Origin of the sequence: Prauserella oleivorans (genome assembly GCF_042685745.1) — a bacterium.
Taxonomy (GTDB): Bacteria; Actinomycetota; Actinomycetes; order Mycobacteriales; family Pseudonocardiaceae; genus Prauserella_A; species Prauserella_A oleivorans.
In genome coordinates this window covers 4,536,539-4,563,160 of record NZ_JBHUNT010000001.1, presented here as the reverse complement: position 1 = coordinate 4,563,160, position 26,622 = coordinate 4,536,539, and the positions used below count along the sequence as shown (strand labels likewise).

Annotated in this window: 19 protein-coding genes and 3 pseudogenes; 12 read left to right on the top strand and 10 right to left on the bottom strand. The window is 71.3% G+C overall.

Annotated features, from left to right (window positions below; translation table 11 throughout):
• The first annotated feature begins 49 nt into the window (after positions 1-49).
• Both ACFSZT_RS22340 and hrpA read left to right on the top strand, forming a co-directional pair.
• Positions 50-1,216: a lactate 2-monooxygenase gene (locus ACFSZT_RS22340; protein ID WP_377386481.1), complete on the top strand. Its 1,167-nt coding sequence runs from the start codon at positions 50-52 to the stop codon at positions 1,214-1,216.
• 43 nt (positions 1,217-1,259) lie between these two features.
• Entirely contained in the window at positions 1,260-5,141 is a 3,882-nt protein-coding gene (gene hrpA, locus ACFSZT_RS22335; RefSeq protein WP_377386478.1) for an ATP-dependent RNA helicase HrpA, read from the top strand.
• A gap of 15 nt (positions 5,142-5,156) precedes the next feature.
• Here the strand turns inward: hrpA and ACFSZT_RS22330 are convergent.
• Positions 5,157-6,829: pseudogene (locus tag ACFSZT_RS22330) on the bottom strand (bifunctional 3'-5' exonuclease/DNA polymerase).
• Positions 6,830-7,020: 191 nt separating this feature from the next.
• Here ACFSZT_RS22330 and ACFSZT_RS22325 point away from each other — a divergent pair.
• Entirely contained in the window at positions 7,021-8,646 is a 1,626-nt protein-coding gene (locus ACFSZT_RS22325; RefSeq protein WP_377386475.1) for an acyl-CoA synthetase, read from the top strand.
• 123 nt (positions 8,647-8,769) lie between these two features.
• Here the strand turns inward: ACFSZT_RS22325 and ACFSZT_RS22320 are convergent, their stop codons facing one another.
• Positions 8,770-9,618, bottom strand: coding sequence for a helix-turn-helix domain-containing protein (locus ACFSZT_RS22320; protein ID WP_377386472.1), 849 nt, complete (start codon positions 9,616-9,618; stop codon positions 8,770-8,772).
• Between the two features lie 220 nt (positions 9,619-9,838).
• Between ACFSZT_RS22320 and ACFSZT_RS22315 the strand changes: the two genes are divergently transcribed.
• From ACFSZT_RS22315 to ACFSZT_RS22300, 4 genes are all read left to right on the top strand, one after another.
• The gene (locus ACFSZT_RS22315; protein ID WP_377386469.1) at positions 9,839-11,035 is read left to right on the top strand and encodes a S8 family peptidase; all 1,197 of its coding nucleotides are present in this window, start codon (positions 9,839-9,841) and stop codon (positions 11,033-11,035) included.
• A gap of 93 nt (positions 11,036-11,128) precedes the next feature.
• Positions 11,129-11,887, top strand: coding sequence for an SDR family oxidoreductase (locus ACFSZT_RS22310; protein WP_377386467.1), 759 nt, complete (start codon positions 11,129-11,131; stop codon positions 11,885-11,887).
• A complete protein-coding gene (locus ACFSZT_RS22305; protein ID WP_377386464.1) occupies positions 11,888-12,550 on the top strand; it encodes a histidine phosphatase family protein in 663 nt (220 codons plus the stop codon).
• Positions 12,551-12,572: 22 nt separating this feature from the next.
• Positions 12,573-13,502: an SMP-30/gluconolactonase/LRE family protein gene (locus ACFSZT_RS22300; protein ID WP_377386461.1), complete on the top strand. Its 930-nt coding sequence runs from the start codon at positions 12,573-12,575 to the stop codon at positions 13,500-13,502.
• 6 nt (positions 13,503-13,508) lie between these two features.
• Here the strand turns inward: ACFSZT_RS22300 and ACFSZT_RS22295 are convergent, their stop codons facing one another.
• From ACFSZT_RS22295 to ACFSZT_RS22285, 3 genes are all read right to left on the bottom strand, one after another.
• Positions 13,509-14,144, bottom strand: a complete 636-nt coding sequence (locus ACFSZT_RS22295; RefSeq protein WP_377386458.1) for a TetR/AcrR family transcriptional regulator — start codon at positions 14,142-14,144, stop codon at positions 13,509-13,511.
• 28 nt (positions 14,145-14,172) lie between these two features.
• Entirely contained in the window at positions 14,173-15,855 is a 1,683-nt protein-coding gene (locus ACFSZT_RS22290) for a GMC family oxidoreductase N-terminal domain-containing protein (RefSeq protein ID WP_377386455.1), read from the bottom strand.
• Positions 15,856-16,271: 416 nt separating this feature from the next.
• Positions 16,272-16,439, bottom strand: a complete 168-nt coding sequence (locus tag ACFSZT_RS22285) for a hypothetical protein (protein WP_377386899.1) — start codon at positions 16,437-16,439, stop codon at positions 16,272-16,274.
• On the opposite strand from ACFSZT_RS22285, the pseudogene ACFSZT_RS22280 reads away from it, so the two are divergent.
• The 4 genes and pseudogenes from ACFSZT_RS22280 to ACFSZT_RS22265 all read left to right on the top strand — a co-directional run.
• Positions 16,392-16,544: pseudogene (locus ACFSZT_RS22280) on the top strand (hypothetical protein); the annotation flags it as partial. The gene ACFSZT_RS22285 and the pseudogene ACFSZT_RS22280 sit on opposite strands and share 48 nt — an antisense overlap.
• 157 nt (positions 16,545-16,701) lie before the next feature.
• Complete coding sequence (locus ACFSZT_RS22275; protein ID WP_377386896.1) at positions 16,702-16,827, top strand: hypothetical protein; 126 nt, start codon at positions 16,702-16,704, stop codon at positions 16,825-16,827.
• 64 nt (positions 16,828-16,891) lie between these two features.
• Positions 16,892-17,722, top strand: coding sequence for a siderophore-interacting protein (locus tag ACFSZT_RS22270; RefSeq protein WP_377386452.1), 831 nt, complete (start codon positions 16,892-16,894; stop codon positions 17,720-17,722).
• Positions 17,723-17,731: 9 nt separating this feature from the next.
• A complete protein-coding gene (locus ACFSZT_RS22265; protein WP_377386450.1) occupies positions 17,732-18,964 on the top strand; it encodes a serine hydrolase domain-containing protein in 1,233 nt (410 codons plus the stop codon).
• 3 nt (positions 18,965-18,967) lie between these two features.
• On the opposite strand, the gene ACFSZT_RS22260 is transcribed toward ACFSZT_RS22265, so the two are convergent.
• From ACFSZT_RS22260 to ACFSZT_RS22245, 4 genes and pseudogenes are all read right to left on the bottom strand, one after another.
• A complete protein-coding gene (locus tag ACFSZT_RS22260; protein WP_377386447.1) occupies positions 18,968-19,966 on the bottom strand; it encodes a TIGR03842 family LLM class F420-dependent oxidoreductase in 999 nt (332 codons plus the stop codon).
• 10 nt (positions 19,967-19,976) lie between these two features.
• Positions 19,977-21,362, bottom strand: a complete 1,386-nt coding sequence (gene hydA, locus ACFSZT_RS22255) for a dihydropyrimidinase (protein ID WP_377386444.1) — start codon at positions 21,360-21,362, stop codon at positions 19,977-19,979.
• A gap of 13 nt (positions 21,363-21,375) precedes the next feature.
• Complete coding sequence (locus tag ACFSZT_RS22250) at positions 21,376-22,218, bottom strand: nitrilase-related carbon-nitrogen hydrolase (protein WP_377386441.1); 843 nt, start codon at positions 22,216-22,218, stop codon at positions 21,376-21,378.
• Positions 22,169-23,589 (bottom strand): annotated as a pseudogene (locus tag ACFSZT_RS22245) (NCS1 family nucleobase:cation symporter-1). The gene ACFSZT_RS22250 and the pseudogene ACFSZT_RS22245 overlap by 50 nt, the downstream one beginning before the upstream one ends.
• Positions 23,590-23,893: 304 nt before the next feature.
• On the opposite strand from ACFSZT_RS22245, the gene ACFSZT_RS22240 reads away from it, so the two are divergent.
• Complete coding sequence (locus tag ACFSZT_RS22240; protein WP_377386438.1) at positions 23,894-26,212, top strand: tetratricopeptide repeat protein; 2,319 nt, start codon at positions 23,894-23,896, stop codon at positions 26,210-26,212.
• Between the two features lie 19 nt (positions 26,213-26,231).
• Here the strand turns inward: ACFSZT_RS22240 and ACFSZT_RS22235 are convergent, their stop codons facing one another.
• Entirely contained in the window at positions 26,232-26,609 is a 378-nt protein-coding gene (locus ACFSZT_RS22235; RefSeq protein ID WP_377386435.1) for an SSI family serine proteinase inhibitor, read from the bottom strand.
• Positions 26,610-26,622 lie beyond the last annotated feature (13 nt).

Here is a 26,622-nt window from a genome sequence, read left to right as displayed (position 1 = left end):
AGGATGCCGCCGACACGACGGTGTGCGGTGAGGACCGGGGAGTGCGAACGTGGCCGAGAAGTTCGGGTACTACCAGAACGAGATCTACCTGCAGGGCTACGGCGGTACACGGCCCGCGTTGACGACCGATGCCACCCGGCTGGAGGACGCGGCCCGGACGCTGCTCGGCCCGGAGGCGTTCCACTACGTCGCGGGTGCGGCGGGCTCCGGTGCGACGGCGCGTGCCAACCGCGCGGCGTTCGACCACTGGAAGATCGTGCCGCGCATGCTCACCGACGCCACCGAGCGCGACCTGTCCACCACCGTGCTGGGTACGCCGATGTCCGCCCCCGTGCTGCTCGCCCCGGTGGGTGTGCAGTCGATCGTGCACTCCGACGGCGAGCGGGCGAGCGCGCGGGCGGCGTCCGCGCTCGGGCTGCCCACGGTGCTCTCGACGGCGTCGTCGACGAGCATCGAGGACGTCGCCGACGCGGTGGGTGACGGCCCGCGCTGGTTCCAGCTGTACTGGCCGAACGACCCGGAGGTGTGCGCCAGCATCCTGCACCGCGCCCGGCAGGCCGGGTACTCGGTGCTCGTCGTGACCCTCGACACGTGGAGCCTCGCCTGGCGGCCGTGCGACCTCGACAGCGGCTACCTGCCGTTCCTGCACGGCGACGGGATGGCGGTGCCGTTCAGCGACCCGGTGTTCCGCTCGCGACTGGAGAAGCCGCCGGAGGAGGACACGCCGATGGCGGTCCTGCGCTGGATCTCCATGATCACGGGCACCGACCGCGGTTGGGACGCGCTGCCGTTCCTGCGCGAACGCTGGGACGGGCCGATCGTGCTCAAGGGCATCCAGCACGTCGACGACGCGCGCCGTGCGGTGGACGCGGGCATGGACGGCATCGTGGTGTCCAACCACGGTGGCAGGCAGGTGGACGGGGCGCTCGCGGCGCTGGACGCGCTGCCCGAGATCGCCGGCGCGGTCGGCGACCGCATCGAGGTGCTGTTCGACTCCGGCATCCGCACCGGCGCCGACATCGTCAAGGCCCTCGCGCTCGGCGCTCGCGCGGTACTGCTGGGCCGGCCGTACGTCTACGGGCTCGCGCACGGCGGCGAGGACGGCGTGCGGCACGTGCTGCGCAGCGTGCTCGCCGATCTCGACCTCACCATGGGGCTCTCCGGGCACCGCACGCCCGCCGAGCTCACTCCCGCCGTGCTCCGGCGGACGCCGTAACTCGGCGGCTTCCCTCCGGCGGCCAGCTAAGCTGGGAGCCGGTATGTCCACACGTTCCCCCCTCGACGAGCTGCGCTCCCGGCTGCCCGAACTCACCCTGCGTGACGCGCACCGGTTGCGCCGCCGCATCGACGGCGCGCGCAAGGTCCGCGACAAGCAGGCCGTCGCGGCCAAGATCGCCGCCGACATCGAGGCCGCCGAGCGGCGGGTGCGGCGCCGCCGCGAGGCGGTGCCGACGGTCGAGTACCCGCCGGAGCTGCCGGTCAGCCAGTACAAGGACGACCTCGCCGAGGTGATCCGCGAGCACCAGGTCGTGATCGTCGCGGGCGAGACCGGCTCGGGCAAGACCACCCAGCTGCCGAAGATCTGCCTCGAGCTCGGCCTGGGTGTGCGCGGGCAGATCGGGCATACCCAGCCCCGCCGGATCGCCGCGCGGACCGTCGCCGAGCGCATCGCGAGCGAGCTGGGCACCGAACTCGGTTCCACCGTCGGCTACAAGGTGCGCTTCACCGACACCTCTGGCGACGACACGCTCGTCAAGCTGATGACGGACGGCATTCTGCTCGCCGAGATCCAGCACGACCGGATGCTGCGCCAGTACGACACGCTCATCATCGACGAGGCCCACGAGCGCAGCCTCAACATCGACTTCCTGCTCGGCTACCTCAAGCAGTTGCTGCCGCGCAGGCCCGACCTCAAGGTCATCATCACCTCGGCCACCATCGACCCGGAGCGCTTCTCCCGGCACTTCGACGACGCGCCGATCGTCGAGGTCTCGGGCCGGACCTATCCGGTGGAGGTGCGGTACCGGCCGATCGTCGACCCCGACGACCCGGACGCGGACGACGACCGCGACCAGGTGCAGGCGATCACCGATGCCGTGCGCGAGCTCATCGCCGAGGGGCCGGGCGACATCCTGGTGTTCCTCTCCGGCGAGCGCGAGATCCGGGACGCCAACGACGCCCTCGCCGCGCTCGAGCTGCCGAACACCGAGATCCTGCCGCTGTACGCGCGGCTGTCGGCCGCCGACCAGCACCGGGTGTTCCAGCGTCACCGGGGCAGGCGCATCGTGCTCGCGACCAACGTCGCCGAGACCTCGCTCACCGTGCCCGGCATCAAGTACGTCATCGACCCCGGCACGGCCCGCATCTCGCGGTACAGCCACCGCACCAAGGTGCAGCGGCTGCCGATCGAGCCGATCTCGCAGGCCTCGGCCAACCAGCGCAAGGGCCGGTGTGGCCGCACCTCCGACGGCATCTGCATCCGGCTGTACTCCGAAGCGGACTTCGAGTCGCGGCCCGAGTTCACCGACCCGGAGATCCTGCGCACCAACCTGGCGTCGGTGATCCTGCAGATGACGTCGCTGGGGCTGGGAGACATCGGCGCGTTCCCGTTCGTGGAGCCGCCCGACCGCAGGCAGATCACGGCCGGCGTCCAGCTGCTGCACGAACTCGGAGCGCTCGAGCGCACGCCCGGCAAGCTCACCGACATCGGCAGGCAGCTCGCCCAGCTTCCCGTGGACCCCAGGCTCGGCCGGATGATCATCGAGGGCGCCCGCAACGGCTGCGTCCGCGAGGTGATGATCATCGCCGCCGCTCTGTCCATTCAGGACCCGCGAGAGCGGCCCGCGGACAAACAGGAGGCGGCCGGTCAGTTGCACGCGCGGTTCCGCGATCCGAACTCGGACTTCCTGGCCTACCTGAACCTGTGGAACTACCTGCGTGAGCAGCAGAAGTCGTTGTCCGGCAACCAGTTCCGCAAGCTCTGCCGCGCCGAGTACCTCAACTACCTGCGCGTGCGCGAGTGGCAGGACATCTACAGCCAGCTGCGCCAGCTCGCCAAGCCGCTCGGCATCACGCTGAACGACGTCCCCGGCGACCCGCAGCGCATCCACACGAGCCTGCTCGCCGGGCTGCTCTCGCACGTGGGCCTCAAGGATCCCGCGAAGGGTGACTACCTGGGCGCCCGCGGCACGCGGTTCTCGGTGTTCCCCGGCTCGGCGCTGTTCAAGAAGCAGCCACGGTGGATCGCCTCGGCCGAGCTGGTGGAGACCTCCCGGCTGTGGGCGCGCGTCAACGCCCGGGTCGAGCCGGAGTGGGTGGAGCCGCTCGCGCAGCATCTCGTCAAGCGCACGTACTCCGAGCCGCACTGGGAACGCAAGCAAGGCGCGGTGATGGCGAACGAGCGCGTCACCCTCTACGGCGTGCCGCTGGTGGCCGGGCGCAAGGTGAACTACGGCCGCATCGACCCGGAGATGTCGCGGGAGCTGTTCATCCGGCACGCGCTGGTCGAGGGCGACTGGGACACGCGGCACAGCTTCTTCCACGAGAACCGGGCGCTGCTGGAGGAGGTCGAGGACCTCGAGAACCGAGCCCGGCGACGCGACATCCTTGTCGACGACGAGACGCTGTTCGCCTTCTACGACGAGCGGATCCCGGCCGACGTCGTCTCGGCACGGCACTTCGACACGTGGTGGAAGAAGACACGGCAGAAGCAGCCGGACCTGCTCACCTTCGAGAAGGCGATGCTCATCAACGCCTCCGCGGAGCAGGTCAGCGAGGCCGACTACCCGGACACGTGGCAGCAGGGCGAGCTGCGGTTGGCGCTGACGTACCAGTTCGAGCCGGGCACCGATGCCGACGGCGTCACCGTCCACATTCCACTGCCCGTGCTGAACCAGGTGAGTCAGGACGGCTTCGACTGGCAGGTACCGGGGCTGCGCGAGGAACTCGTGACCGCGCTCATCAAGTCCCTGCCCAAGGCGCTGCGGCGCAACTTCGTGCCCGCACCCGACACGGCCCGCGCGGTGCTGTCCGCGGCGGGCCCGGCCGACGGTCCGCTGCTGGACGTGCTCGCCCGCGAGCTGGAACGGCTTCGCGGGGTGGCCGTGCCGCCCGATGCGTGGCGGCTGGAGTCCGTTCCGGACCACTTGCGCATGACGTTCCGGGTCGTCGACGAGAAGCGCCGCACACTCGCCGAGAGCAAGGACCTCGAGCCCTTGCGCGAGCGGCTGGGCGACCGGCTCCGCGAGACCATCTCCGCGGCCGCCGACGACGTCGAGCGCACCGGCCTGCGGACACCGTCGTTCGGCGAGCTACCGAAGGTGTTCCAGGCGACACGGCGCGGCCACGACGTCAAGGCGTACCCGGCGCTGGTGGACGAGGGCGACAGCGTGGCCGTCCGGATGCTCGACACGCCCGGCCAGCAACGCAAGGCGATGTGGGAGGGCACGCGCAGGCTCGTGCGGCTCAACGTCCCGTCGCCGGTGAAGTACCTCAACCGCAATCTGAGCAACACCGCCAAGCTCGTCCTCACCCGCAACCCGCACGGCAGCGTCGCCGCACTGCTGGAGGACTGTGTGGACTGTGCCGTGGACAAGCTCGTCGCCGAGGCGGGCGGCCCCGCGTGGGACGACGCGCGGTTCGCCTCGTTGCTCGAGGCGGTGCGCGGCCGGCTCAACCCGACGGTGCTGAGCGTGTTGCGCGAGGTCGAGAATGTGCTGCAGGCCGCCCACGACGTCGAATCCCGGCTCGCCGACACGAACGGGCCGGTGCTGCAGGAGTCGCTGGCCGACATCCGCGCGCAGCTCACCGACCTGGTGCACGCCGGGTTCGTGACCGAGACCGGCTACGACCGGCTGCCCGATCTCGTGCGCTACGTGCGGGCGATCGAGCGGCGGCTGGAGAAACTGCCGGCCGACCCGGCACGGGACGTCGAACGGTTGCGGGAGATCGCGTGGCTGCGGGAGGAGTACCAGGCTGCGCTGGACGCCGTGCCGCCTCACACCGCGCCGAGCCCGGAGCTGGTGGAGATCCGGTGGATGATCGAGGAGCTGCGGGTCAGCTTCTTCGCGCAGACTTTGCGCACGGCCTACCCGGTGTCGGTGAAGCGTGTCCTGAAGGCACTCGACGCCGCGCCCGTCTGATCGCGGCCGGGCGCGTCACTTCGCGTCGGCGTAGCGGTCCACGACCGCGGCCGGCATGGGGAACCGGGGCAGGCCGCGCCGAACACGCGGGCCGTGGTCTCCCGCACCGAGTCGTCCAGGCACGCCACCACGTCGTCGGCCAGCTCGGCCGGGGCGTGCACGAGCACCTCGTCATGCTGGAAGAACACCAGGTGCGCCGGCGCAGGCAGCCGTTGCCGCAGCGTCGCCAGCAGCACGGCCGTCCAGTCGGCGGCGCTGGCCTGCACGACGAAGTTCCGCGTGAACCTGCCCCAGTCCCGCGCCGCGCGGCGGGCCTGGTCCTCGGCCTCGGCGCCACCGGTGAGCGCCCGCCAGGCCGCCGACGGCGGTGGGGACGTCCGGCCGAGCCGCGAGCGCACCATCTCGCCCCGTTCGCCCGCCCGCGCCGCGTGCTCCACATAGGACACCGCGGCGGGGAACCGGCGGCGCAGCAGCGCCAGTGATGCCGCCGCCTCGCCCGCAGTGCCGCCGTACATCGCCGAGAGCATGGCGACCTTCGCGCGGGAACGGGTTTCCGGGGTCACCGCGCCGCCGGGGGAGAGGGCCTGCGCCAGGCTGGTGTAGAGATCGGCTGAGGCGGAGACGTCGGCCAGCCGGCGATCACCCGAGAGGGCCGCCAGGATGCGCGGCTCCAGCTGGGCGGCGTCGGCGACGACGAGCTTCCAGCCCGGATCCGCCGTGACGCACCCGCGCAGCATGCGGGGAATCTGCAGCGCGGCGCCGCCGCGGCTCGCCCACCGACCGGACACCACGCCGCCGACGACGTACACCGGGCGGAACCGGTCGCCGTGCACCCACTGGTCCAGCCACGCCCAGCCGTGGGCCGAGTGCAGCCGGGCGAGCTCCTTGTACTCCAGCAGCGGCGCCACGGCGGGATGGTCGATGCGGCGCAGCACGTGCGCCCGCGCCGACGGCACCGCGATGCCCGCCCGGCCGAACGCGCGGACGATGCTGCCCGGGTGGTCGGGGTTCACGGGCCTGCCGCCGAACGCCTCCTCGATCCGTTCCACGAGCGCGGCCAGCTTCGCGGGCCGCGTCCCGGCGGGGACACGCGGGCCGAGCAGCTCGGTCAGCAGCGCGTCGTGCGTCTCGGCGCGCCATGGCAGGCCGTCGGCGGACATCTCCGCGGCCGCGAGCGCGCTCGCCGACTCCGCCGCCGCCAGCAGCCGCATCCGGTCCGGGTGGGCGACCCGCTCCATCCGGTCGCGCTGGGCGGCGAACACCACCTCCGCCGCCTCGGCGGCGGGCAGCTCCGGGGGCAAGCCGGATTCGCGTGGTTCGAACAACGCGGGCTGGCCGGTGAGGTCCGGATACGCGTCACCCACGTCGGCGGGCGGATCCAGCCCGCGCGCCCGCGCGTAGGCAGCCGCCAGCCTGCGGGACTGCTCGTGCCGGCCCTCCGCCGCCAGCAGCAGCGCCTCGACGAGCGCGAGATCGTGACACCGTCGCACGCGCACACCGGCCTGCAGCAGCACCGGGTAGTCCCGCTCGGCCGAACCGAACACCCAGCGCGGCCGCAGGTCGTGCTCGACCCGCTCCGCGTGGGCGACCAGCTCGTCCGGGCCGACGACCGCGGGGATGCCGAGGTCGCGCTCCGGCGTGCGCACGGAGTACCGGTCGTCGGCCTCCCGGGTGACGATCACGTGCACGAGTCGATTCTGCGCGAGTACACCGACACGCGTGGTGGGCCGGTCGCCGCGCTCCGTGCCGTGTTACTGAGACGTGGGTTACACAGCGCGCTGACCTGGGAGAACGTTGGCGCGCGTCGCTCGACCGAGGGTTGCTCGTTACTACGTACCAGCGGGTAGGTTATGGCGCACGAGCTCGAGGAGGTGCCCGGATGAGAACACCGCCGACGGTGACGGAGCTGACCGCGCGTGTGGCGGAGACCGCCCGCAGTGTCGAGGTGATGTGGAGGGCCGGGTTCATCCCGTTCCCGCGCGTCGACGAAGGCCTGCGGTCGCTGGTCCTGACGCGCAAGTACGGGCCTCTCGCCGGTGCGGTGCGGATCGCGGCTCGCCGCAACCCCATGGACATCGGCCTCGTCGACGAGCTCGGGCCGCTCACGTTCTCCCAGCTCGACCAGCAGTCCAACGCCCTCGCGCGAGCGTGGAGCGAGCGGGGCGTCGGCCTCGGCTCCAGCGTCGCCGTCCTCTGCCGGGATCACCGCGGCCTGGTCCTGACCATGCTCGCGGCCGGCAAGCTCGGCGCGGCCCTGCTGCTCATGAACACCGGCTTCGCCCGGCCACAGCTCACCGACGTCGCGAAGCGCGAGAAGGTGCAGGTGCTCGTCTACGACGAGGAGTTCACCGACCTGCTGGGTGACATCGAGGGCGTGGACCGCTACCTCGCGTGGACCGAGACCGCCGGCGCCGACCGGGACGTCACCACGCTCGACGAGCTGATCGCGGGCACCGACGACAGTGCGCCGCCGGCGCCGGAGAAACCGGGTGGCCTGATCCTGCTCACCAGCGGGACCACGGGCACGCCGAAGGGCGCGCCGAGGCCGAAGATCTCGCCGCTGCACTCGGCGCAGTTCCTCGACCGCATCCCGCTGCGCGTCGGCGAGGCCACGTACATGGGCGCGCCGCTGTTCCACGGCACCGGCATCTCCCAGTTCATCCTCTCGCTCGCGCTCGGCTGCACCGTCGTGCTGCGCCGCCGCTTCGATCCGGAGGAGGCGCTGCGCGGCGTCGAGAAGTACAAGTGCACGGCGCTGGTGCTGGTGCCGACCATGCTGCAGCGCATCATCGACCTCGGCCCCGAGGTCATCGGGAGGTACGACACCTCCAGCATCCGCATCATCTTCCTCGCCGGCTCTGCGCTGCCGCCCGATGTCGGCAACCGCGCCACCGAGATCTTCGGCCCGGTGATCCACAACCTGTACGGCTCCACCGAGGTCGCCGTCGCCACCGTCGCGACGCCGGAGGACTGGGCCATGGCCCCCGGCACGGTCGGCCGCCCGCCGGTCGGGTGCCGGGTCGCGCTCTACGACGAGCAGGGCAACCGCATCACCGAGCCGAACGTGACGGGCCGGGTGTTCGTCGGCAGTGGCCTGGCGTTCGAGGGCTACACCGACGGCAGACACAAGGAGATGATCGACGGGCTGCTCTCCAGCGGCGATGTCGGCCACTTCGACGAGAACGGGCTGCTGTTCATCGACGGCCGCGACGACGAGATGATCGTCTCGGGCGGCGAGAACGTGTACCCCATCGAGGTGGAGAACCTGCTCGTGGAGCACCCGGAGATCCACGAGGCGGCGGTCATCGGCGTGCCGGACCAGGAGTTCGGCCAGCGGCTGAAGGCGTTCGTCGTGAAGGCCCCGGGCTCGGAGCTGGACGCCGACGCGGTGCGCGCGTTCGTCAAGCAGAACCTCGCCCGCTACAAGGTGCCGCGGGACGTGGAGTTCCTCGACGAGCTGCCCCGCAACGCGACCGGCAAGCTGCTGCGCAACAAGCTGGGCTGAGTCGCGCCGGTCGCCCTGCCGCGCCCGGGCCACCCGCCGCCATCCCGAGGCCCGACACACCCCGCCACCCGGCGAAGGTCGCGCCTGCCGTCCACCGCTACCGGCCCCGCCCGACGAAAGTCGTCACGCCCAGGCGATCCCGAACACTCCCGGGCCGAAATCGAGGGCGACGGCGTGCACGCTGTTGCCGTCGTCGAGTTTGAGGTCCTTCGATTCGGCGGCACCCGGTTCTCCGGGGTGCGCGTACTGCCAGCACCGTTCCGGCGCCGTCCCGGCGCCGAAATGCACTTCCAGGAGGTATTCCGGAATGGGTTGCCAGAACTCGCGAAAATGTGATTTGCGGCAGTGCGGGCCGGGTGCGTGCTCGTAGGCGAGGGAGTATTCGACGAGGTGTGTCTCGCCGTGGGCGATGGACCGGCCGAAGAGGAGCTCGGCCAGGGTGAGCCCGTGCTCGGCGTCCGCCTCGACGCGGCCGACCGTGCAGTTGCGGAGGGCACGCAGGGTCGGAGCGGGCGCGCCGGGCCCGTCCTGCCGGTAGGCGAGCAGCCAGCGGTCCTGACCATCGGCGCTCGCGCGGAAGACCGCCCGCGACGTCACAGCGCTCTGCCTGCCGTTTTCGGCGACCTCGCAACGGTCGTGCAGGCCGACGAGTGTCAGGTCGGGCGGGTCGTCGAGGCTCAGCGGGCGCACGCCCTCGTCCTGCCTGCGCCGGGAGGTGCTGCCCCGCGGCCGGGGTGAGGGCAGCCGGCCGAGCAACGACCCGGGCGGCACCTCGAGTATCTCCTCGAGCGCGCGGACCGCGGAAATGGAGCTCTGCCGTTCCGGCTGCCGCTTTCCGGATTGCCAGTAGCTCAATGCCGTGACGCTGACGGTGATTCCGCGTTCCTGCAGGCGTGCCTGAATGCGATCGAGGCCGAGGCCGCTCGCGGAAATGGCGGCGCGGAGTGCCGCGGAGAATGCGGTTCCGCCCACGCGTCGATCGCCCCCAGTCTGCGCCCCGATAACGATATGGACAACATTAGCAGCAAACTGTAACGCGTGGTCCGGTGGCTTCGCTCAGTGATGACTGACCCGAACGGAGTATCGCTGACTACGGTGAACAGCCTACAACTGGTAACTGTGAATCATTGCCCAACTCCCCGCGGCCCAGCTTGCATGACTCACGAACCTGCCGGGCAACGGAAGGAAGTCAATGGGCAACTCGCGAAAGCTGAGGCGCAGCCTGACCGCGGGCGTCGTGGTCGCGGGCGTGACCGGAGCGGTCGTCAGCATGGGAGCCGCAGCGCACGCGGCGCCGCAGGGGCAGATCCTCTCGGCGAACACCCCCACCGCGGTGGACGGCAGCTACATCGTCGTACTCGAGGAGAACACGCTGACCGCCGCGGTCGCCGACGTGGCGAGCCGACTGGCCGGGGAGTACGGCGCGAACGTGGTCAAGACCTACGACACCGCGCTCACCGGGTTCTCGATCACGGCGGACGAGGCGGAGGCCAAGCGATTGGCGGCCGACGACAACGTCGCCTACGTGGTGCAGAACCAGCGCGTGCACGCCGCCGACACCCAGCAGTCGCCACCGTCGTGGGGTCTGGACCGCATCGACCAGGCCGAGCTGCCGTTGGACGACGCCTACACCTACAGCACCCCCGCCGACAACGTCACCGCCTACGTCATCGACACGGGTGTCCAGGCCGACCACCCCGACTTCGGCGGGCGGGTCTCCGGCGGGGCCGACTTCATCGACAACGACGACGACCCCTCCGACGAGAACGGTCACGGCACCCACGTCGCGGGCACCATCGGCGGCGAGACCTACGGTGTCGCCAAGGGCGTGCAGATCGTGCCGGTCCGCGTGCTCGACGCCAATGGCAGCGGCACCACCGACGGCGTCGTATCCGGCATCGAGTGGGTCGCCGAGAACGCGAGTGGCCCGTCCGTGGCGAACATGAGCCTCGGCGGCACCGCCGACGAGGCTCTGGACACGGCCGTGCGCGGCGCGATCGAGGCCGGCGTGACGTTCGGCGTCGCGGCGGGCAACGAGGGCACCGACGCCGGCAACAGCTCGCCCGCACGCGTCACCGAGGCGATCACGGTGGCCGCGAGCGACAACGCCGACGCGCAGGCCGACTTCTCCAACTACGGCGAGGTCGTCGACCTCTACGCGCCCGGTGTCGACATCACCTCGGCGTGGAACAACGGCGGTGAGGACACCATCTCCGGCACCTCGATGGCCACCCCGCACGTGGTGGGGGCCGCCGCGCTGTACCTCGCGGAGAATCCGGAGGCCGCGCCCGCTGACGTCGAGTCGGCCCTGACCTCCTCGGCCACGCCGGACGTCATCACCAACCCGACCGGCGGCACGCCGAACCTGTTGCTCAACACGGGCGAGTGAGCCGCTGACGCGGCACGCCGTCGCGCGGCATCCGGTGGCCCAGCGTGGTTCGCGCTGGGCCACCGGCCGTGTGCGAGGCGATAGGGTCGGCGCATGGCCTACCGGAAGAACATCGTGATCACCGGCGCCAGCGCCGGGCTCGGCGAGGGCATGGCCCGCCGCTTCGCCGCGGCCGGCCGGGATCTCGCCCTGTGCGCGCGCCGGACGGAGCGGCTCGAGCGGCTCGCCGCCGAGCTGAAGGAACACCACCCCGGCATCCGTGTCGTCACGCGGGAGCTCGACGTCAACGACCACGATCGCGTCTTCACCGTCTTCCGCGAGTTCCGGGACGAGCTGGGCGGTCTGGACCGGGTGATCGTCAACGCCGGACTGGGCAAGGGCCAGCCGATCGGCACCGGATACTTCGCGGCGAACCGGCAGACCGCCGAGACCAACTTCGTCGCCGCGCTCGCCCAGTGCGAGGCGGCGCTGGAGATCTTCCGCGAGCAGAACGCCGGTCACCTCGTGGTGGTCTCGTCGTTCAGCGCCCTGCGGGGGATGCCTCGCAACCTCACCGCCTACGCCGCGTCGAAGGCGGCGCTGGCCACCCTGGCCGAGGGCATTCGCGCCGACACCTACCGCACGCCCATCGCGGTGACGGCCCTGCTGCCCGGCTACATCGAGTCGGAGATGACCAGCCGGGCGGGCACGTCCCGCACCCCGCTGCTCGCCGGCGCCGACCGCGGTGCCGCCGCGCTCGTGAAGGCCATCGAGAAGGAGCGGCCGAAAGCCTATGTCCCGGCGTGGCCGTGGGCGCCGCTCGCCGCCGTGGTGAAGGCGCTGCCGCTCGGCGTGTTGCGGAGGGTCGTCTAGGTGGGCGCCATCTACCTCGTCCGGCACGGGCAAGCGTCGTTCGGCGCGGCCGACTACGACGTGCTGTCCGAGACCGGGCACCGGCAGGCACGGCTGGCGGGCCGGGAACTCGCCCGCCGGGGAGTGCGCCCGACCGAGGCCCGTTGCGGCACCCTCTCGCGCCAGCGGGCCACCGCGGTGACGGCGCTCGCCGAGTGCGGGCCGGGTGTGGTGGCGAAGGAGGATCCGCGCTGGAACGAGTACGACCACGTGGATATCGCCGCGCACCACGGCGGTGGGGTGGCGCAGGACAGCGCCGACCCGAGGGCGTACCAGGACGCGCTCGAGGCCGCGTTGCGGGCGTGGATCGACGCCGGCGACCGCGGACCCGCGGCCGAGACGTGGCCCGCGTTCGTCGCCCGGGTGCGAGACGCGTTCGAGGAGCTCGCGGCCTCGGTGGGCAAGGGCGCGCAGGCCGTGGTGTTCACGTCCGGCGGTGTGATCTCGACGATCTGTGGGCTGCTGCTCGGCACGCCGGAGACCGGCCTGCTGACGCTCAACCGCGTCGCGGTCAACGCGGGCATCACCAAGCTCGTGACCGGACGGTCGGGCACGACCCTGCTGTCGTTCAACGAACACGGGCACTTCGACGGCGAGGCGGCGGATCTGCTCAGCTACCGCTGAGGCCGAGACACGAGGAGGCGCGATGACGCGGTTCGGCGACGTGACGCTCATCCCGGTGAACGGACGCGGGCCGGAGGACGTGCTCGCCGACGGCGAAGGAAGCGTCTACACCGGACTGGACGACGGCCGGATCGTGCGGATTCATCCCGGCACGACACGGATCGACACCATCGCCGACACCGGGGGCCGCCCGCTCGGGCTCGAGTTCCTCGGCGACGGGGAACTCCTCGTGTGCGACGCCCACCGCGGGCTGCTGGCCGTGTCGCCGCGCACCGGCGACGTCCGCACGCTCGTCACCGACGTCGACGGCGCCGCCATGCTCTTCTGCAACAACGCCGCGGTGGCCGCCGACGGCACGATCTACTTCACCGACTCCTCCACGCGCTACCCGATCGCACGGTGGCGCGACGACCTCATCGAACAGACCGGTACCGGCCGCCTCTACCGCCGCACGCCCGGTGGCGCGGTCGAGCGTCTCGCCGACGGGCTCCAGTTCGCCAACGGGGTCGCGCTCGCGCCGGACGAGTCGTTCGTGGCCGTTGCCGAGACGTCGGCGTTCCGCGTGCGCCGCGTGTGGCTGACCGGCGAGCGCGCGGGGGAGACCGAGGACTTCCTCACCGACCTTGCCGGCTTCCCGGACAACATCGCCACCGGCAGCGACGGGCTGATCTGGGTGAGCCAAGCGAGCCCGAGGGTGGCGTCGCTGAGCCGGGTCCGCCGCCTCCCCGCGCCGGTGCGCTCACTGGTCCGCAGGCTGCCCGCGCGCCTGCAACCCGCCCCGGCGCGGACGTGCGGCGTGCTCGGCGTGGCGGCGGACGGCACGGTCGTGCACCGCCTCAGCGGGGAGATCGACGGCTTTCACATGCTGACCGGCGTGCGGGAACGCGACGGCACGCTCTACTTCGGGAGCCTGGTCACCGACTGCATCGCCCGGATGCGCAAGCCAGGGTGAGCGTGCTCAGCTGCGGCTGCCGCTCTGCTCGCGGACCCGCGGCATCACGTCGGAGACGAGGGTGAGCAGGACACCGCTCAGCAGCGTGTGCACCTGCTCCCGGTTCAGCGTGCCGCGGACGAGCCACTCGCGGCCCGCCGCCTTGACCATGCCGCCGTACGCGCGCACCAGGGCGTTGAGCTGGTTCCAGCGTTCGTCGGCGCGATCGAAGCCCATGGCCTCCAGGACGCGGTCCGCCGCCTCCCGGTCGGCCTCGTCGAGGATGCGCTCGACCTCGACGTCCCGCCCGATCCCTTCCGGCGTGATCGCGGCGAGCCACATCTTGTGCTGCTTGCTCACCATGTCGAGGAACCACTCGACGGCGGCCTCGGTGCGTTCCGCCAGGGATCCCGACGGCAGCTGCTCCATGGCCGTCGTCGGCACTGTCAGGGCCCGCCGCACGACGGCCAGGTAGAGCTCGCGCTTGGTGCCGAAGTAGTGGTTGATGAGGCCCCGCGCGACGCCCGCCCTGGCCGCGATGTCCGCCGTCGACACGGCGGCGTACGGACGCTCGCCGAACAACTCGGCCGCACAGGCGAAGATCTGCTCCCTGCGTTCGTCGGGTTCCAGTCTTCGCCACCTTGGCGCCGAGTCGGCGGTCATAGCGTGGAGTTTCTCATGCTGAGCCCGGTTATGCCGGGAACAGGGGCAGCCGGAGGGCGCCCGGTGCGGCCTCCGGCACGACCGGGTTCTTCGGTGCGACGGGCGTGATCCGGCGGTAGGGCGAGCCCAGCGGCGGACGCTCGTCGCGCTGCCCCTTGTTGGGCCAGAACGCCATCGCGCGCTCCGCCTGTGCCGTGATCGTGAGCGACGGGTTGACCCCGAGATTCGCCGAGATCGCCGAGCCGTCCACCACGTGCAGGCCCTCGTAGCCGTAGAGCCGCTGATAGGGGTCGACGACGCCGGTGTCGGGGGAGTCGCCGATGACGCAGCCGCCGATGAAGTGGCCGGTGAGGGGGATGTTGGCGAGGTCGTTCCAGCCGCCGCCCGGCAGGCCGTCGATCTTCTCGGCCACCCGGCGCGTCACCTCGTGCCCCGCCGGGATCCAGATCGGGTTCGGCTCGCCGATGCCCTGTTTGGTCTTCAGCCGCCCTCGCTTGGTGTAGGTGGTGACGGAGTTGTCGAGCGTCTGCATCACCAGCAGCGCGATGGTCTGCTCCGACCAGTGCCGCGGATTGTGCAGCTTGGGCAGGTGCCGCCGTTGCCGCCACATCTCCCGCAGGCCGAGCAACCAGCGTGGTGTGCCCGGCTGGGGGTCGACGAGGACGGCCCCCAGCAGCCCGAGGAGGTTGCTGCCCTTGCCGTAGCGCACCGGCTCGACATGGGTCACCTCGTCCGGATGGATCGACGAGGTGATGGCGACGCCGCGGTGGTACTCGGTGCCGGGCCGCAGGGAGCGCGCGGCGAGGATGGCCTCGGAGTTGGTCCGGGCCAGCACGCCCACGCGGGGAGAGAGGCGGGGGAGCACACCGCGGTCGCGCATCCGGTGCAGCAGTCGCTGCGTGCCGAGCGCGGCGGCGGAAAAGATCACCTGTTCGGCGGTGAAGGTCCGTTTCTGCCACGGCCGTCCGGTGCGAGCGGTGGCGACCGCGTAGCCGCCCGAGGGCAGGGGCCGGACCTCGGTGACGGTGGTGAGTGGGTGGACGCGCGCGCCCGCCCGCTCGGCGAGGTACAGGTAGTTCTTGACCGTGGTGTTCTTGGCGTTGTGCCGGCAGCCCGTCATGCACTCGCCGCAGTGGGTGCAGGTGCGCCGCTCGGGTCCCGCGCCGCCGAAGAACGGGTCGGGCACCGTGGTGCCGGGCCGGGTGCCGTCCTCGCCGAAGAAGACCCCGACCGGCGTCGGCCCGTAGGTGTGCCCGATGCCCATGTCCTCGGCGACCGCCCGCATGATCTCGTCGGCGGGTGTGGTGAGCGGGTACCGCGTGACGCCGAGCATGCGCTTGGCCTGGTCGTAGTACGGGGCGAGTTCGTCCTTCCAGTCGGTGATGTGGGCCCACTGGCGGTCGGCGTAGAAGGCGTCCGGCGGCTCGTACAGGGTGTTGGCGTAGACCAGGGAGCCACCGCCGACTCCCGCGCCGGAGAGGATCATCGCCTCCTTGAGCGGCGTGATGCGGAGGATGCCGGTACAGCCGAGCGCGGGCGCGAAGAGGTAGTCGCGCAGTCGCCACGACGTCTTCGGCAGCTCGCGGTCGGCGAATCGTCTGCCCATTTCGAGCACGCCGACGCGGTAGCCCTTCTCGGTGAGGCGCAGGGCGCTGACGCTGCCGCCGAACCCCGAGCCGATGACCAGGACGTCGTAGTCGAACTGCGTCATGCGCCACACGTTCGCCGCTTGTTGGCAGGGTGTCAAGAGGGCTCACCCGGCTGGTAGGTCGTCGGCTCAGTACGCACTCACCGGGCAGGGCCAGCCCCACCGCCGGCTCGGGGGCGGAGCCCGCTGTGCCTGCCGTGTACTCACGATGAAATCGATCCATGACGACACCGCTGCGAATTCCTCGCCGGGACGATCCGAGTCATGCGCAGGCTGCCGTCGAGCTGCGCGGCGTGAGCAGGCACTACGGCGACCGGCACGCGCCGGTCCGCGCCCTCGACGGCGTGCGCCTCGCCTGCGCACGCGGATCCTGGACGGCCATGATGGCCCGTCGGGGTCCGGCAAGTCGACGCCGCTGCACCGCGCCGCCGGCCTGGACCGCCCCGACGCCGGCCGGGTGCTGCTCGGCGAGCAGGACATCACCCAGGCACCGGATCGGCTTCGTGTTCCAGACCTTCAACCTGGTCGGCTCGCTCACCGCAGAACAGAACGTCGCGCTGCCGCTCACGCTCGCCGGGCACCGGGTCGCGCGCGCCGAGGTGCGGCAGGTGCTTGCGCGCGTCGGTCTCGACGAACGCAGGAAGCACCGGCCGCGCGAGCTGTCCGGCGGCTCGACGTTCGCGTTCACGGTCGCCCAGCGGCGGCGCGAGCTCGCGCTGCCGCGCCTGGCGGGAGCCGGGCGCGGGCGGCTGCGCCGCCTGCTGCTCGGGGAAGCCGTGCTGCTGGGTGTGCTCGGGACTGGGCCGGGGTGTCGCTCGGGCTCGCGGCCATGCGGGTGCAGACCGGGTTGTCGCGCGACCTCGGTTTCGTGCCGCAGGCCTTCGCCCCGTACTGGCAGGGATCCTCGTCGTGCCGTGGCCCGTGCTGGGCGCGGTGGTCGCCGGTGGCCTTCTCGTCGTCGGCGGCACCAGCGTCCTCACCGCCCTGGCGGCGCCCCGGCCACGGCCCGTCACCTTCACTGCTGCACGAGAGTGAGTAGGAGCAGCAAATTAGGGTAGCCTTAGTTCGCCGGGAGTGACCACGACGTGAGGAGGCCGGCATGGCGCAAGAACGAGACCGGAGCAGCGGCAAGCCGGTGATCCGGTTGCGGGTCCTGCGCACCGAGCGTCTCACGCCGCACCTGATCCGCGTCGTCGCGGGGGGCGAGGGCCTGGCGGATTTCGTGCCCAACGCCTTCACCGACGCCTACGTCAAGGTGCTCTTCCCCGCGCCGGGCGTGCGCTATCCCGAGCCGCTCGACATGCGCACCATCAAGGCCGAGCTGCCGCGCGAGCACTGGCCCCGGATGCGCAGCTACACCGTGCGCCACTACGACGCCGCCGCCGGCGAGCTGACGCTCGACTTCGTGTACCACGGCGACTCCGGCCTCGCCGGGCCGTGGGCCGCTCGGCTGGTCCCCGGCGACGAGGTGCTGCTCGTGGGGCCCGGCGGTGCCTACGCGCCCCGTGCCGACGTCGACTGGCACCTTCTGGTCGGGGACGAGAGCGCGCTGCCTGCCATCGCCGCGTCGCTGGAGGCCGTGCCCGACGGCATGCCGGCGCACGCGTTCATCCTGGTCGAGGACGAGTCCGAGGAGGTGCCGATCGCCACGAAGGCCGACGCGCGCGTCCGCTGGCTGCACCGGGCCGCAGGAGACGACCTCGTCGAGGCGGTCCGGGCGTTCGAGTTCGGCGAGGGCACCGTGCAGGCGTTCGTGCACGGCGAGGCCGGGTTCGTCCGAGAGCTCCGCAGGCACCTGCTGACCGAGCGTGGCGTCTCCCGCGAGCTGTTGTCGATCTCCGGGTACTGGCGCCGGGGCGCCGACGACGAGACGTGGCGGCGGGAAAAAGCAGCCGAACGGGCCAAGGAAGAGGCGGCCGTCGTCCGGTAGAACTGCGGCATGACGGAGCTCAAGGTCGAGGCCGACCCCGCCGAGCTGGGACTGGACCCGCAGCGCCTGCACCGCCTGGACACCCGCATGGCCCGCTACGTCGACGACGGCCTGCTGCCCGGCTGGCTGACCGTCGTCTCCCGCTACGGCAAGGTCGCGCACGTCTCGGCCCGCGGCCACCGGGACGTGGAAGCCGGGTTGCCGGTCGAGGTGGACACCCGCTGGCGCATCTACTCGATGACCAAGCCGATCACGTCGGTCGCCGCGATGCTCCTCTACGAGGAGGGCGCCTTCGAACTCACCGACCCGATCCACCGCTGGCTGCCGGAGTTCACCGACATGCGGGTCTACACCAAGGGGTCCGCGCTCCGGCCGGTCACCGAGCCCGCCACCGAGCCGATCCGCGTGTGGCACCTGCTCACCCACACGGCCGGTCTCACCTACGGCTTCCACCACGCCCACCCGGTGGACGCGATGTATCGCGCCGAGGGGTTCGAGTGGAGCACGCCGCCCGGCAAGACCCTCGCCGAGTGCTGCGAGGCGTGGGCCGCCCTGCCGCTGGTGTTCCAGCCCGGCAGCGAGTGGAACTACTCCGTGGCCACCGACGTGCTGGGCAGGCTCGTCGAGGTCGTGTTGGGCAGGCCGCTCGACGAGTTCTTCGCCGAGCGCATCTTCACGCCGCTCGGTATGACCGGCACGGCGTTCCACGTCGAGGGCGCCGACGCCGAGCGGCTCGCCGCGCTGTACGTGCCCCAGGCAGGCACCCGGCGGGCCATCCGCAACGACAACCTCGGGCGCGCCGCCACCCGCAGACCGGCCTGCTTGCAGGGCGGCGGCGGCCTCGTCTCCACGGCCGCCGACTACCACCGGTTCACCCAGTTCCTGCTGCAGCGTGGCGAGCTCGGCGGCGTGCGGCTGCTGGGCCCGCGCACGGTGGACCTGATGACCCGCAACCACCTACCGGGCGGTGCCGACCTCGAGCAGTTCGGCAGACCCCTGTTCGCCGAGATGCCCTTCGACGGCTACGGCTTCGGGCTCGGCTTCTCCGTGCTGCAGGACCCGGTGAAGGCCAAGACCCTCGCCAGTGTGGGGGAGTACGCCTGGGGCGGGGCGGCGAGCACCGCGTTCTGGGTCGACCCGGCCGAGGAGCTCACGGTGCTGTTCTTCACCCAGCTCATGCCGTCGAGCACGCACCCGCTGCGCCAGCAGTTGCGGCAGCTCGTGTACCAGGCGCTGGTCTGAGCCTCACCGGCGCAGCTTGGGGATCACCTCCTGGCCGTACGCGCGCAGCGTCTCCTCCCGCTGGTCGTGCATGAGGTAGACGGCGAACTGGTCGACGCCGAGCTCCGCGAGCTCCTCGAGCCGCTGCACGTGCGCCGCCGCCGGACCGAGCAGGCAGAACCGGTCGACGATCTCGTCGGGCACGAAGTCGGTCGACGGGTTGCCCGCCCGGCCGTGGTGGGCGTAGTCGTACCCCTCACGGCCGGCGATGTAGTCGGTGAGCTCACGCGGCACGGGGCCGGTGGCGCCGTAGCGGGTCACGAGGTCGGCCACATGGTTGCCGACCATCCCGCCGAACCAGCGCAGTTGCTCGCGCTGGTGCGACAGGTCGTCTCCGACGTACGCCGGGGCGGCGACGCACACGGTGAGGCCCTCGGGATCGCGCCCCGCCGCCCGCGCCGCTTGCCGCACCGCCCCGATCGTCCACCGGGCGATGGCCGGGTCGGCGCACTGCAGGATGAATCCGTCGGCGTGCTCGCCGACCGTCCGCAATGCCTTCGGCCCGTACCCGGCCATCCACATCTCCAGGCGGCCGTCGCGGACCCACGGGATCCGCACCGGCGCACCGTGCAGCGTGGCCTCCCGGCCCTCGGCAAGCTCCTTGACCGTGTGCATGCACTCCCGGAGTGTGGCCAATGTGGACGGTAGCTTGCCGACCACGCGGTGTGCGGAGTCGCCGCGGCCGATGCCGCACACCGTCCGGTTGCCGTACATGTCGTTGAGCGTCGCGAACAACGACGCGAGCACCGACCAGTCCCGCGTGCCCGGACTGGTCACCATCGGCCCGACCGTCATCGACGACGTCGCCGCCAGGATCCGCGAGTAGATGACGAACGGCTCCTGCCAGAGCACCACCGAGTCGAACGTCCAGCCGTAGCCGAAGCCCTCGGCCTCCGCGAGTGCCATCAGCCGGACGACGTCGTCGGCGGGCGGGTCCGTCTGCAGCACCACTCCGAAGTCCATCACGGCCCCCTCAGCTCAGGTACTGGCACAGGTCGCGGGACAGGAACCGGCCGTGCCCGGCCGATCCGTGGTACTCGCCGCGGTCGACCACGACCCGGCCACGGGAGAGCACCGTCTCGACCTTGCCGGTGATGCGCAGGCCTTCGTAGGCGGAGTAGTCGACGGCCATGTGATGCGTGGCGGCCGAGATCGTCTGCTCCGCCGTGGGGTCGTAGATCACGATGTCGGCGTCGGCTCCCGGCGCGATCACGCCCTTGCGCGGGTACAACCCGAACATCCGGGCCGGCGTCGTCGAGCACGTCTCGACCCAGCGGGCCAGCGAGATCTCGCCGGCCACCACGCCCTGGTGCAGCAGGTCCATGCGGTGCTCGACGCCCGGCATCCCGTTGGGGATCTTCGAGAAGTCGCCGCGGCCGAGCTCCTTCTGGTCCTTGAAGCAGAACGGGCAGTGGTCGGTGGAGACGACGGACAGGTCGTTCGTCCGCAGCCCCCGCCAGAGGTCGGTCTGGTGCTCCTTCGGGCGCAGCGGGGGAGAGGCCACGTACTTCGCGCCCTCGAAGTCCGGCTTCGCGAGGTCCTCGATGGACAGGTAGAGATACTGCGGACAGGTCTCGGCGAAGACGTTCTGCCCGTCGTCGCGGGCCGCGGCCACGGCGGCCAGCGCCTGCGCGGCCGAGAGGTGCACGATGTAGAGCGGGCTTGCCGTGACCTTGGCCAGGGTGATGGCGCGCGACGTCGCCTCGCCCTCCAGCTCCGGCGGCCTGGTGAGCCCGTGCTGCTCGGGCTCACCCTTGCCCTCGGCCAGCGCCTGCGCCACGAGCTGGTCGATCGCGATGCCGTTCTCGGCGTGCATCATGATCGTGGCGCCGATGCCCGCGGCCTTGTGCATGGCGCGCAGGATCTCGCCGTCGGTCGAGTAGAACACCCCGGGATAGGCCATGAACATCTTGAAGCTGCTCACCCCGGCGTCCACACACGACTCCATCTCCTTGAGTGTGGCGTCGTTGACGTCGGAGACGATCATGTGGAAGCCGTAGTCGATGGCGCAGTCGCCGTCGGCCTTCTCGTGCCAATTGTCCAGTGTGGACAAGAGCGAACTGCCCTTGGGCTGGACGGCGAAGTCGATGATGGTGGTCGTCCCACCCCATGCGGCCGCCCGCGTGCCCGTCTCGAACGTGTCCGAGGAGAACGTGCCGCCGAAGGGCATCTCCATGTGCGTGTGGGCGTCGATGCCGCCCGGAAGGACGTACTTCCCGGCGGCGTCGAGCACCGTGTCGGCCTCACCGAACACCCCGGGTGCCGCTACGGCGGCCACGCGCTCGCCGTCCACGAGCACGTCGGCCTCGACGGCTCCGGTCGAGCTCAGCACCGTGCCGCCCGTGATGAGAGTCCGCATCGTCCTCACTCCCTCACGGCTTCACGAGCGCGTCGTAGGAGTCCGGCCTGCGGTCGCGGTAGAACGCCCACAGCCGGCGCACCTCGGCCAGCTTGTCCATGTCGAGATCCCGCACCACGACCTCGTCCTTGTCGTCGGCGGCGGCCTCGCCGACCAGCTCGCCCCGCGGGTCGGCGAAGTAGGACTGCCCGTAGAAGTCGTTGTCCCCCAGCGGTTCCACGCCGACCCGGTTGATGGCGCCGACGTAGTACTCGTTGGCCACCGCGGCGGCGGGCTGCTCGAGCCGCCACAGGTACTGCGACAGGCCGCGGCTCGTCGCGGACGGGTTGAACACGATCCTCGCGCCGGCGAGGCCCAGTGCGCGCCAGCCCTCGGGGAAGTGCCGGTCGTAGCAGATGTAGACCCCGATCCGGCCCACCGCCGTGTCGAAGACCGGGTAGCCCAGGTTGCCGGGCCGGAAGTAGAACTTCTCCCAGAAACCCTTCACCTGCGGAATGTGGTTCTTGCGGTACTTGCCCAGGTAGGTGCCGTCCGCGTCGATCACCGCGGCCGTGTTGTACAGGACACCGGGCTGCTCCTGCTCGTACATCGGCACCACGAGCACCACACCGTGCCGCTCGGCGACCTCCTGCATCAGCTGCGTCGTCGGACCGTCCGGAATGGCCTCGGTGTAGGAGTAGTACTCGGTGTCCTGGACCTGGCAGAAATAGGGGCCGTAGAAGAGCTCCTGCAGGCACACCACCTGCGCGCCCGCCGACGCCGCCGTGCTGATGGCATCCACCGTGGCGGCGATCATCGAGTCCTTGTCACCCGTCCACCGCTGCTGTACCAACCCGGCTCTCACCAGTTCGCTCATGGGTTTCCTCCTCCGGAATGAACTCGTCGTGGCCGCGCGATGCGGGCACGGACAGTGCGAGATAGACGATGAACGCGGCCACCAGACCGGCGACCCAGCTGTAGTCGTAGAACACCTTCAGCATCGGGATGAGCCCGTCCTCGGGGAATGGGCCCGCGCCCGGGTTGGAGTAGGCCCCGCCGACGCCGATCACCGCGCCCGCGGCCGTCGCGACCAGGGCACGCCAGTTCCAGCCGCCGCGGAACCAGTACCGGCCGCGGTCGGAGTAGAGGTCCGCGAGCGCGAGCCGCGTCCGCGCCTCCACCCAGTAACCGGCGGCGAGCACACCGGCGACGGCGGCCAGCACGCCGCCGTAGAAGTTCAGCCACGCGTTGATGTAGATGCTGGGATCGGAGATCAGGGTCCACGGCTGGATGGCGATGCCGATGACGCCCGTGATGAGCCCGCCCACGCGGAAGCTGACGCGCTTCGGGAAGGCGTTGGAGAAGTCGTACGAGGGGCTCACGACGTTGGCCGCGAGGTTGGCCGAGATGGTGGCGATCCCGAGCCCGATGAGGGCGATCACCACGACGAGCGGGGAGTCGAACCGCGCGGCCAGCAACACCGGGTCCCAGATGGCCTCACCGTAGATGACGATGCCACCCGAGGTGACCATCACCGAGATGATCGCCATCAGCGACATCGTGGTCGGCAGGCCGAGGATCTGGCCCCACGCCTGCTTGCGCTGGCTCATCCCGAACCGCGTGAAGTCCGGCATGTTCAGCGACAGGGTGGCCCAGAAGGCGATCATGCCCATCAGCGACGGCGCGAACACCTTCCAGAAGTCGGCGCCCCAGCCGAGCTCGCCCGGCTGGGAGAAGATCGGCCCGAGCCCGCCCGCCTCGACGAGCACCCAGCCGAGGAGGATGAGGAAGCCGACCGTCACCAGGGGTGCGGTCCAGTTCTCGAACCGGCGGACCGCGTCGATGCCTCGCCAGATGATGAGCATCTGGACGGCCCAGAACGCGAGGAACCCGACCCACATCGTCCACGGCTGACCCAGCACCTCGGCGGCATTGGTCCACCCGTCGCCGACGAGCTTGCCGAGGATGACGAAGACGGCCTGCCCGCCGACCCAGGTCTGGATGCCGAACCAGCCGCAGGCCACGAACCCGCGCAGCAGCGCGGCGAGATTCGCCCCGCGCACGCCGTAGAAGGCACGCGCGAATACCGGGAACGGATGCCGTACTTCGTTCCCGTGTGGCTGTTGAGCAGCATGGGAATGAGCACGATCAGGTTGCCGAGCGTGATCGTCAGGAAGGCCTGGATCCAGTTCATTCCGATGGCGATCAGGCCCGAGGCGAGCAGGTAGGAGGGAATGTTGTGCGCCATTCCCATCCACAGTGCGAAGTAGTTGTAGGTGGACCAGGTTCGCCGCTCGACGGGCACCGGGGCGAGTTCGTCGTTGAAGAACCGGCTGCCGTGAAGTGACGACGCATCGCGGAGTTCCACCCGGCCGTCCGGGTGCTGAATCTGGGCGGTGGTCGGCTCCATTGCGGCATATTGCTCGGCCCCGGCCTGCGGCCGGGATTGGCAGAGTGTTCACGGTTGACCCGGGCGGAGGACAGTGTGTCGATTGCGCTCGAAGTGGGGACAACTTTCGTAGCGGCGCAGAAATGCCGTCGAAACAATGATCATGGGCGATCCGAGGGGGCCGAGACCATTGCTGCGCGACGACGACGGCGGGCAATGCGGACGGTTGCTCCTGCGCGGCCGCGCATTGCTGGCCGGGGGCGGAATCGACGAGGCGATCGAGGTGTTCGGCCGGGCCGCGCGGCTGGCCCCCGCCTGGCCGGACGTCCACTGCGACCTGGCCCGCGCCCTGCGCGCGGCCGGGCGCACCGAGTCCGCGCGGGCCGCCTACCGCCGTGCACTCGACCTCGACGAGACCCATCGCACTGCTCTGAACGGGTTACGCACACTGCCGCCGGAACCACCCGGCCGGGCCAATTTCGCGGTCGGGCAACGGCTGCACAGCGCCCGCGACGGCACCTGGACCGTGCGCGAGGTCAAGCAGGGTGGTTTCGGCGTCGTGTACCTGGTCGAACGCGCGGGAGGCGCGGGGATGCGCGCGGTCAAGACGTTCGACGCGCGGCTGCTCTGGAGCGATGAGGACCGGCACCGGTTCGAACGCGAGGCGGCCACCTGGCTCGCGCTCGACCCGCATCCCCACGTCGTCACCGCACACTGGCTCGAGCACCTCGAAGGCTTCCCGTGCCTGGTGATGGACCACGCCGCGGGCGGCGACCTGGGCGGGCGGCTGCGCGCCGGACCGCTCGAACCGCGGGACGCCCTGCGGCTCGGACTGCAGTTCTGCGATGGCATGCGGCACGCACACGACCAGCTCGGGATCGTCCACCGCGACATCAAACCCGCCAACTGCCTGCTCACCGGTGACGGCAGGCTGCTGATCGCCGACTTCGGGCTCGCGCGGGTGTTCGGCCGCCAGGACGGGCCGGGCGCACCCACGGACGGTCCGCACACGACGCTCATCGGGACGCCGCGGTACATGGCACCCGAGCAATTCGTCCACGGCGCGCGACTCGACACGCGCACCGACGTCTACGCCTTCGGCGTGCTCCTGCTGACGATGCTCGGCGCGGGGTGCCCGCCGCCGGCGAAGGCGGCCCGGTATCTGGAGGAGTCCGGGTGCGCGCGGGAGCTGCCACCGGATCTCGCCCGGCTGATCGCCGACTGCGTGCGGCCCGACCCGGCCGATCGGCCATCGGGCTTCGGCGAGGTCCGCGAACGGCTGCGGGAGGCGCACGGCGCGACGGTCGGGACGCTGCCCCCGGCGCCCACCCCCCGCGCGAGCGGACCGTCCGCGCAGGACTGGGTCGACAAGAGCCTCGGCTTCCGCAACCTCGGCGATCACGAGCAGGCCGTCGCCTGTGCGGTGCGGGGCCTGCGCACCGTGTCCGCCGACGAGCCGGTGACGGAGGCGCACCTGTGGCAGGTCCACGGGCTGGCCCTGCACGACCTCGGCCGGTCCGTGGACGCCGTCGTGAGCTACGACCGCGCACTGCGGCTCAACCCGGGTGAGGCGAGCCTCTGGCTGGCGCGCGGGTTCGCACTGCAGGCCACGGGACGGCTCACCGAGGCGCTCGAGTGCTACCTCGGCGGCCTGCGGTACGCGCCGCGGGACGGCTACCTGTGGCTCGCGCGCGGACGGTTGCTGCGCGTGCTCGACCGGCACCGCGAGGCCGCCCGCGCGCTGCGGCGGGCACGGCGGATCTTGCCGAGGGAACCGGAGGTGCCCTACGAGCAGGCGATGCTGTGGCAGGCCGAGGGCAGGCGGCAGGAGGCGCTGCGGGAGGTCGACACCGTGCTGGCCATCGCACCCCGCCACGGCCGGGCCTGGGTGTTGCGCGGAGATCTGCTCGCCGAGCTCGGTGCGTGGTGCGACGCGGTCCTGGCCTACGACCGGGGCCTGGAGATCGAGCCCGGCTGGCAGTGCGCGCTGGTGGCCAAAGGACGAGCGCTGGCCGAACTCGGCAGGCACGACGAGGCGATGCGGGCCTTCGACCGATCGCTGCGCTTCGGGCAGACAGCCGCCGCCTGGCACGGCAAGGCGGTGGTCTACAGCGCGATCGGGCTGGCCGAAAAGGCACTCGACTGCCACGACCGCGCGCTCGCCCTGGCCGAGACGGCGGCCTGCCACAACGACAAGGGCGTCGTCCTCTTCGGCCTCGGCGCCTACGCCCGCGCCGCGGCGTGCTTCGCCCGGGCGAGCGCACTCGAACCCGGCAACCCGCTGTGGTGGCGCAACCAGGGGCTGGCCCTGGCCCGGCTGGGCAGGTCCGGTGACGCACTCGCCTGCTCCGACCGGGCGCTCGACCTCGATCCCGCCGACCCGGCCGCGTGGCTGGCGAAAGCCGGGCTGCTGCGTGCACTCGGCCGGGAGGCCGAGGCGCGAGCGTGCGAGCGCCGCTGCGACACCGGCGCCGGCGGGTGAGTGGGGCGCCCGGGAGTGGTCAGAACCCGAACACGCCCGACGACTCGGCGTCGGCCAGGCACGGGTTGCTGTAGTCGGCGGTGTGGCGCACCGGCTTGCCGCGCCAGTGGCCGTGCGCGGTGGCGCGCACCGGCGCGTGGATCATCGGGCACGGCTGGCGCGTGGTCGCCAGCGCGTCGAAGTTCCCGTCCGCCTGCTCGAGGGCCGTGCACGCCTCGAGTGCCTTCGGGTGTGTGCCGGCGTCCGGGTCGCACAGCAGCTGCACGGCCCGGCTGACCCCGTCGGCCTGCCGCACGGTGAGGGTCAGGGCGGATTCAGGGGGCGGGGAGACGGGTCCGGCCGCGCACAGCATCGTGAGCGTGCAGGCGGCGAGCGATCCAGCGCTGAACAGGGCCATGTTCCGGGTATCG

Bases quoted from the DNA above. Each gene is read 5' to 3' on its own strand.
- ACFSZT_RS22235 (WP_377386435.1), bottom strand. From the start codon at position 26,609: ATGGCCCTGTTCAGCGCTGGATCGCTCGCCGCCTGCACGCTCACGATG.
- ACFSZT_RS22300 (WP_377386461.1), top strand. From the start codon at position 12,573: ATGACGCGGTTCGGCGACGTGACGCTCATCCCGGTGAACGGACGCGGG.
- ACFSZT_RS22290 (WP_377386455.1), bottom strand. From the start codon at position 15,855: ATGACGCAGTTCGACTACGACGTCCTGGTCATCGGCTCGGGGTTCGGC.
- hrpA (WP_377386478.1), top strand. From the start codon at position 1,260: ATGTCCACACGTTCCCCCCTCGACGAGCTGCGCTCCCGGCTGCCCGAA.
- ACFSZT_RS22295 (WP_377386458.1), bottom strand. From the start codon at position 14,144: ATGACCGCCGACTCGGCGCCAAGGTGGCGAAGACTGGAACCCGACGAA.
- ACFSZT_RS22325 (WP_377386475.1), top strand. From the start codon at position 7,021: ATGAGAACACCGCCGACGGTGACGGAGCTGACCGCGCGTGTGGCGGAG.
- hydA (WP_377386444.1), bottom strand. From the start codon at position 21,362: ATGCGGACTCTCATCACGGGCGGCACGGTGCTGAGCTCGACCGGAGCC.
- ACFSZT_RS22315 (WP_377386469.1), top strand. From the start codon at position 9,839: ATGGGCAACTCGCGAAAGCTGAGGCGCAGCCTGACCGCGGGCGTCGTG.
- ACFSZT_RS22265 (WP_377386450.1), top strand. From the start codon at position 17,732: ATGACGGAGCTCAAGGTCGAGGCCGACCCCGCCGAGCTGGGACTGGAC.
- ACFSZT_RS22270 (WP_377386452.1), top strand. From the start codon at position 16,892: ATGGCGCAAGAACGAGACCGGAGCAGCGGCAAGCCGGTGATCCGGTTG.
- ACFSZT_RS22240 (WP_377386438.1), top strand. From the start codon at position 23,894: ATGGGCGATCCGAGGGGGCCGAGACCATTGCTGCGCGACGACGACGGC.
- ACFSZT_RS22250 (WP_377386441.1), bottom strand. From the start codon at position 22,218: ATGAGCGAACTGGTGAGAGCCGGGTTGGTACAGCAGCGGTGGACGGGT.
- ACFSZT_RS22260 (WP_377386447.1), bottom strand. From the start codon at position 19,966: ATGGACTTCGGAGTGGTGCTGCAGACGGACCCGCCCGCCGACGACGTC.
- ACFSZT_RS22310 (WP_377386467.1), top strand. From the start codon at position 11,129: ATGGCCTACCGGAAGAACATCGTGATCACCGGCGCCAGCGCCGGGCTC.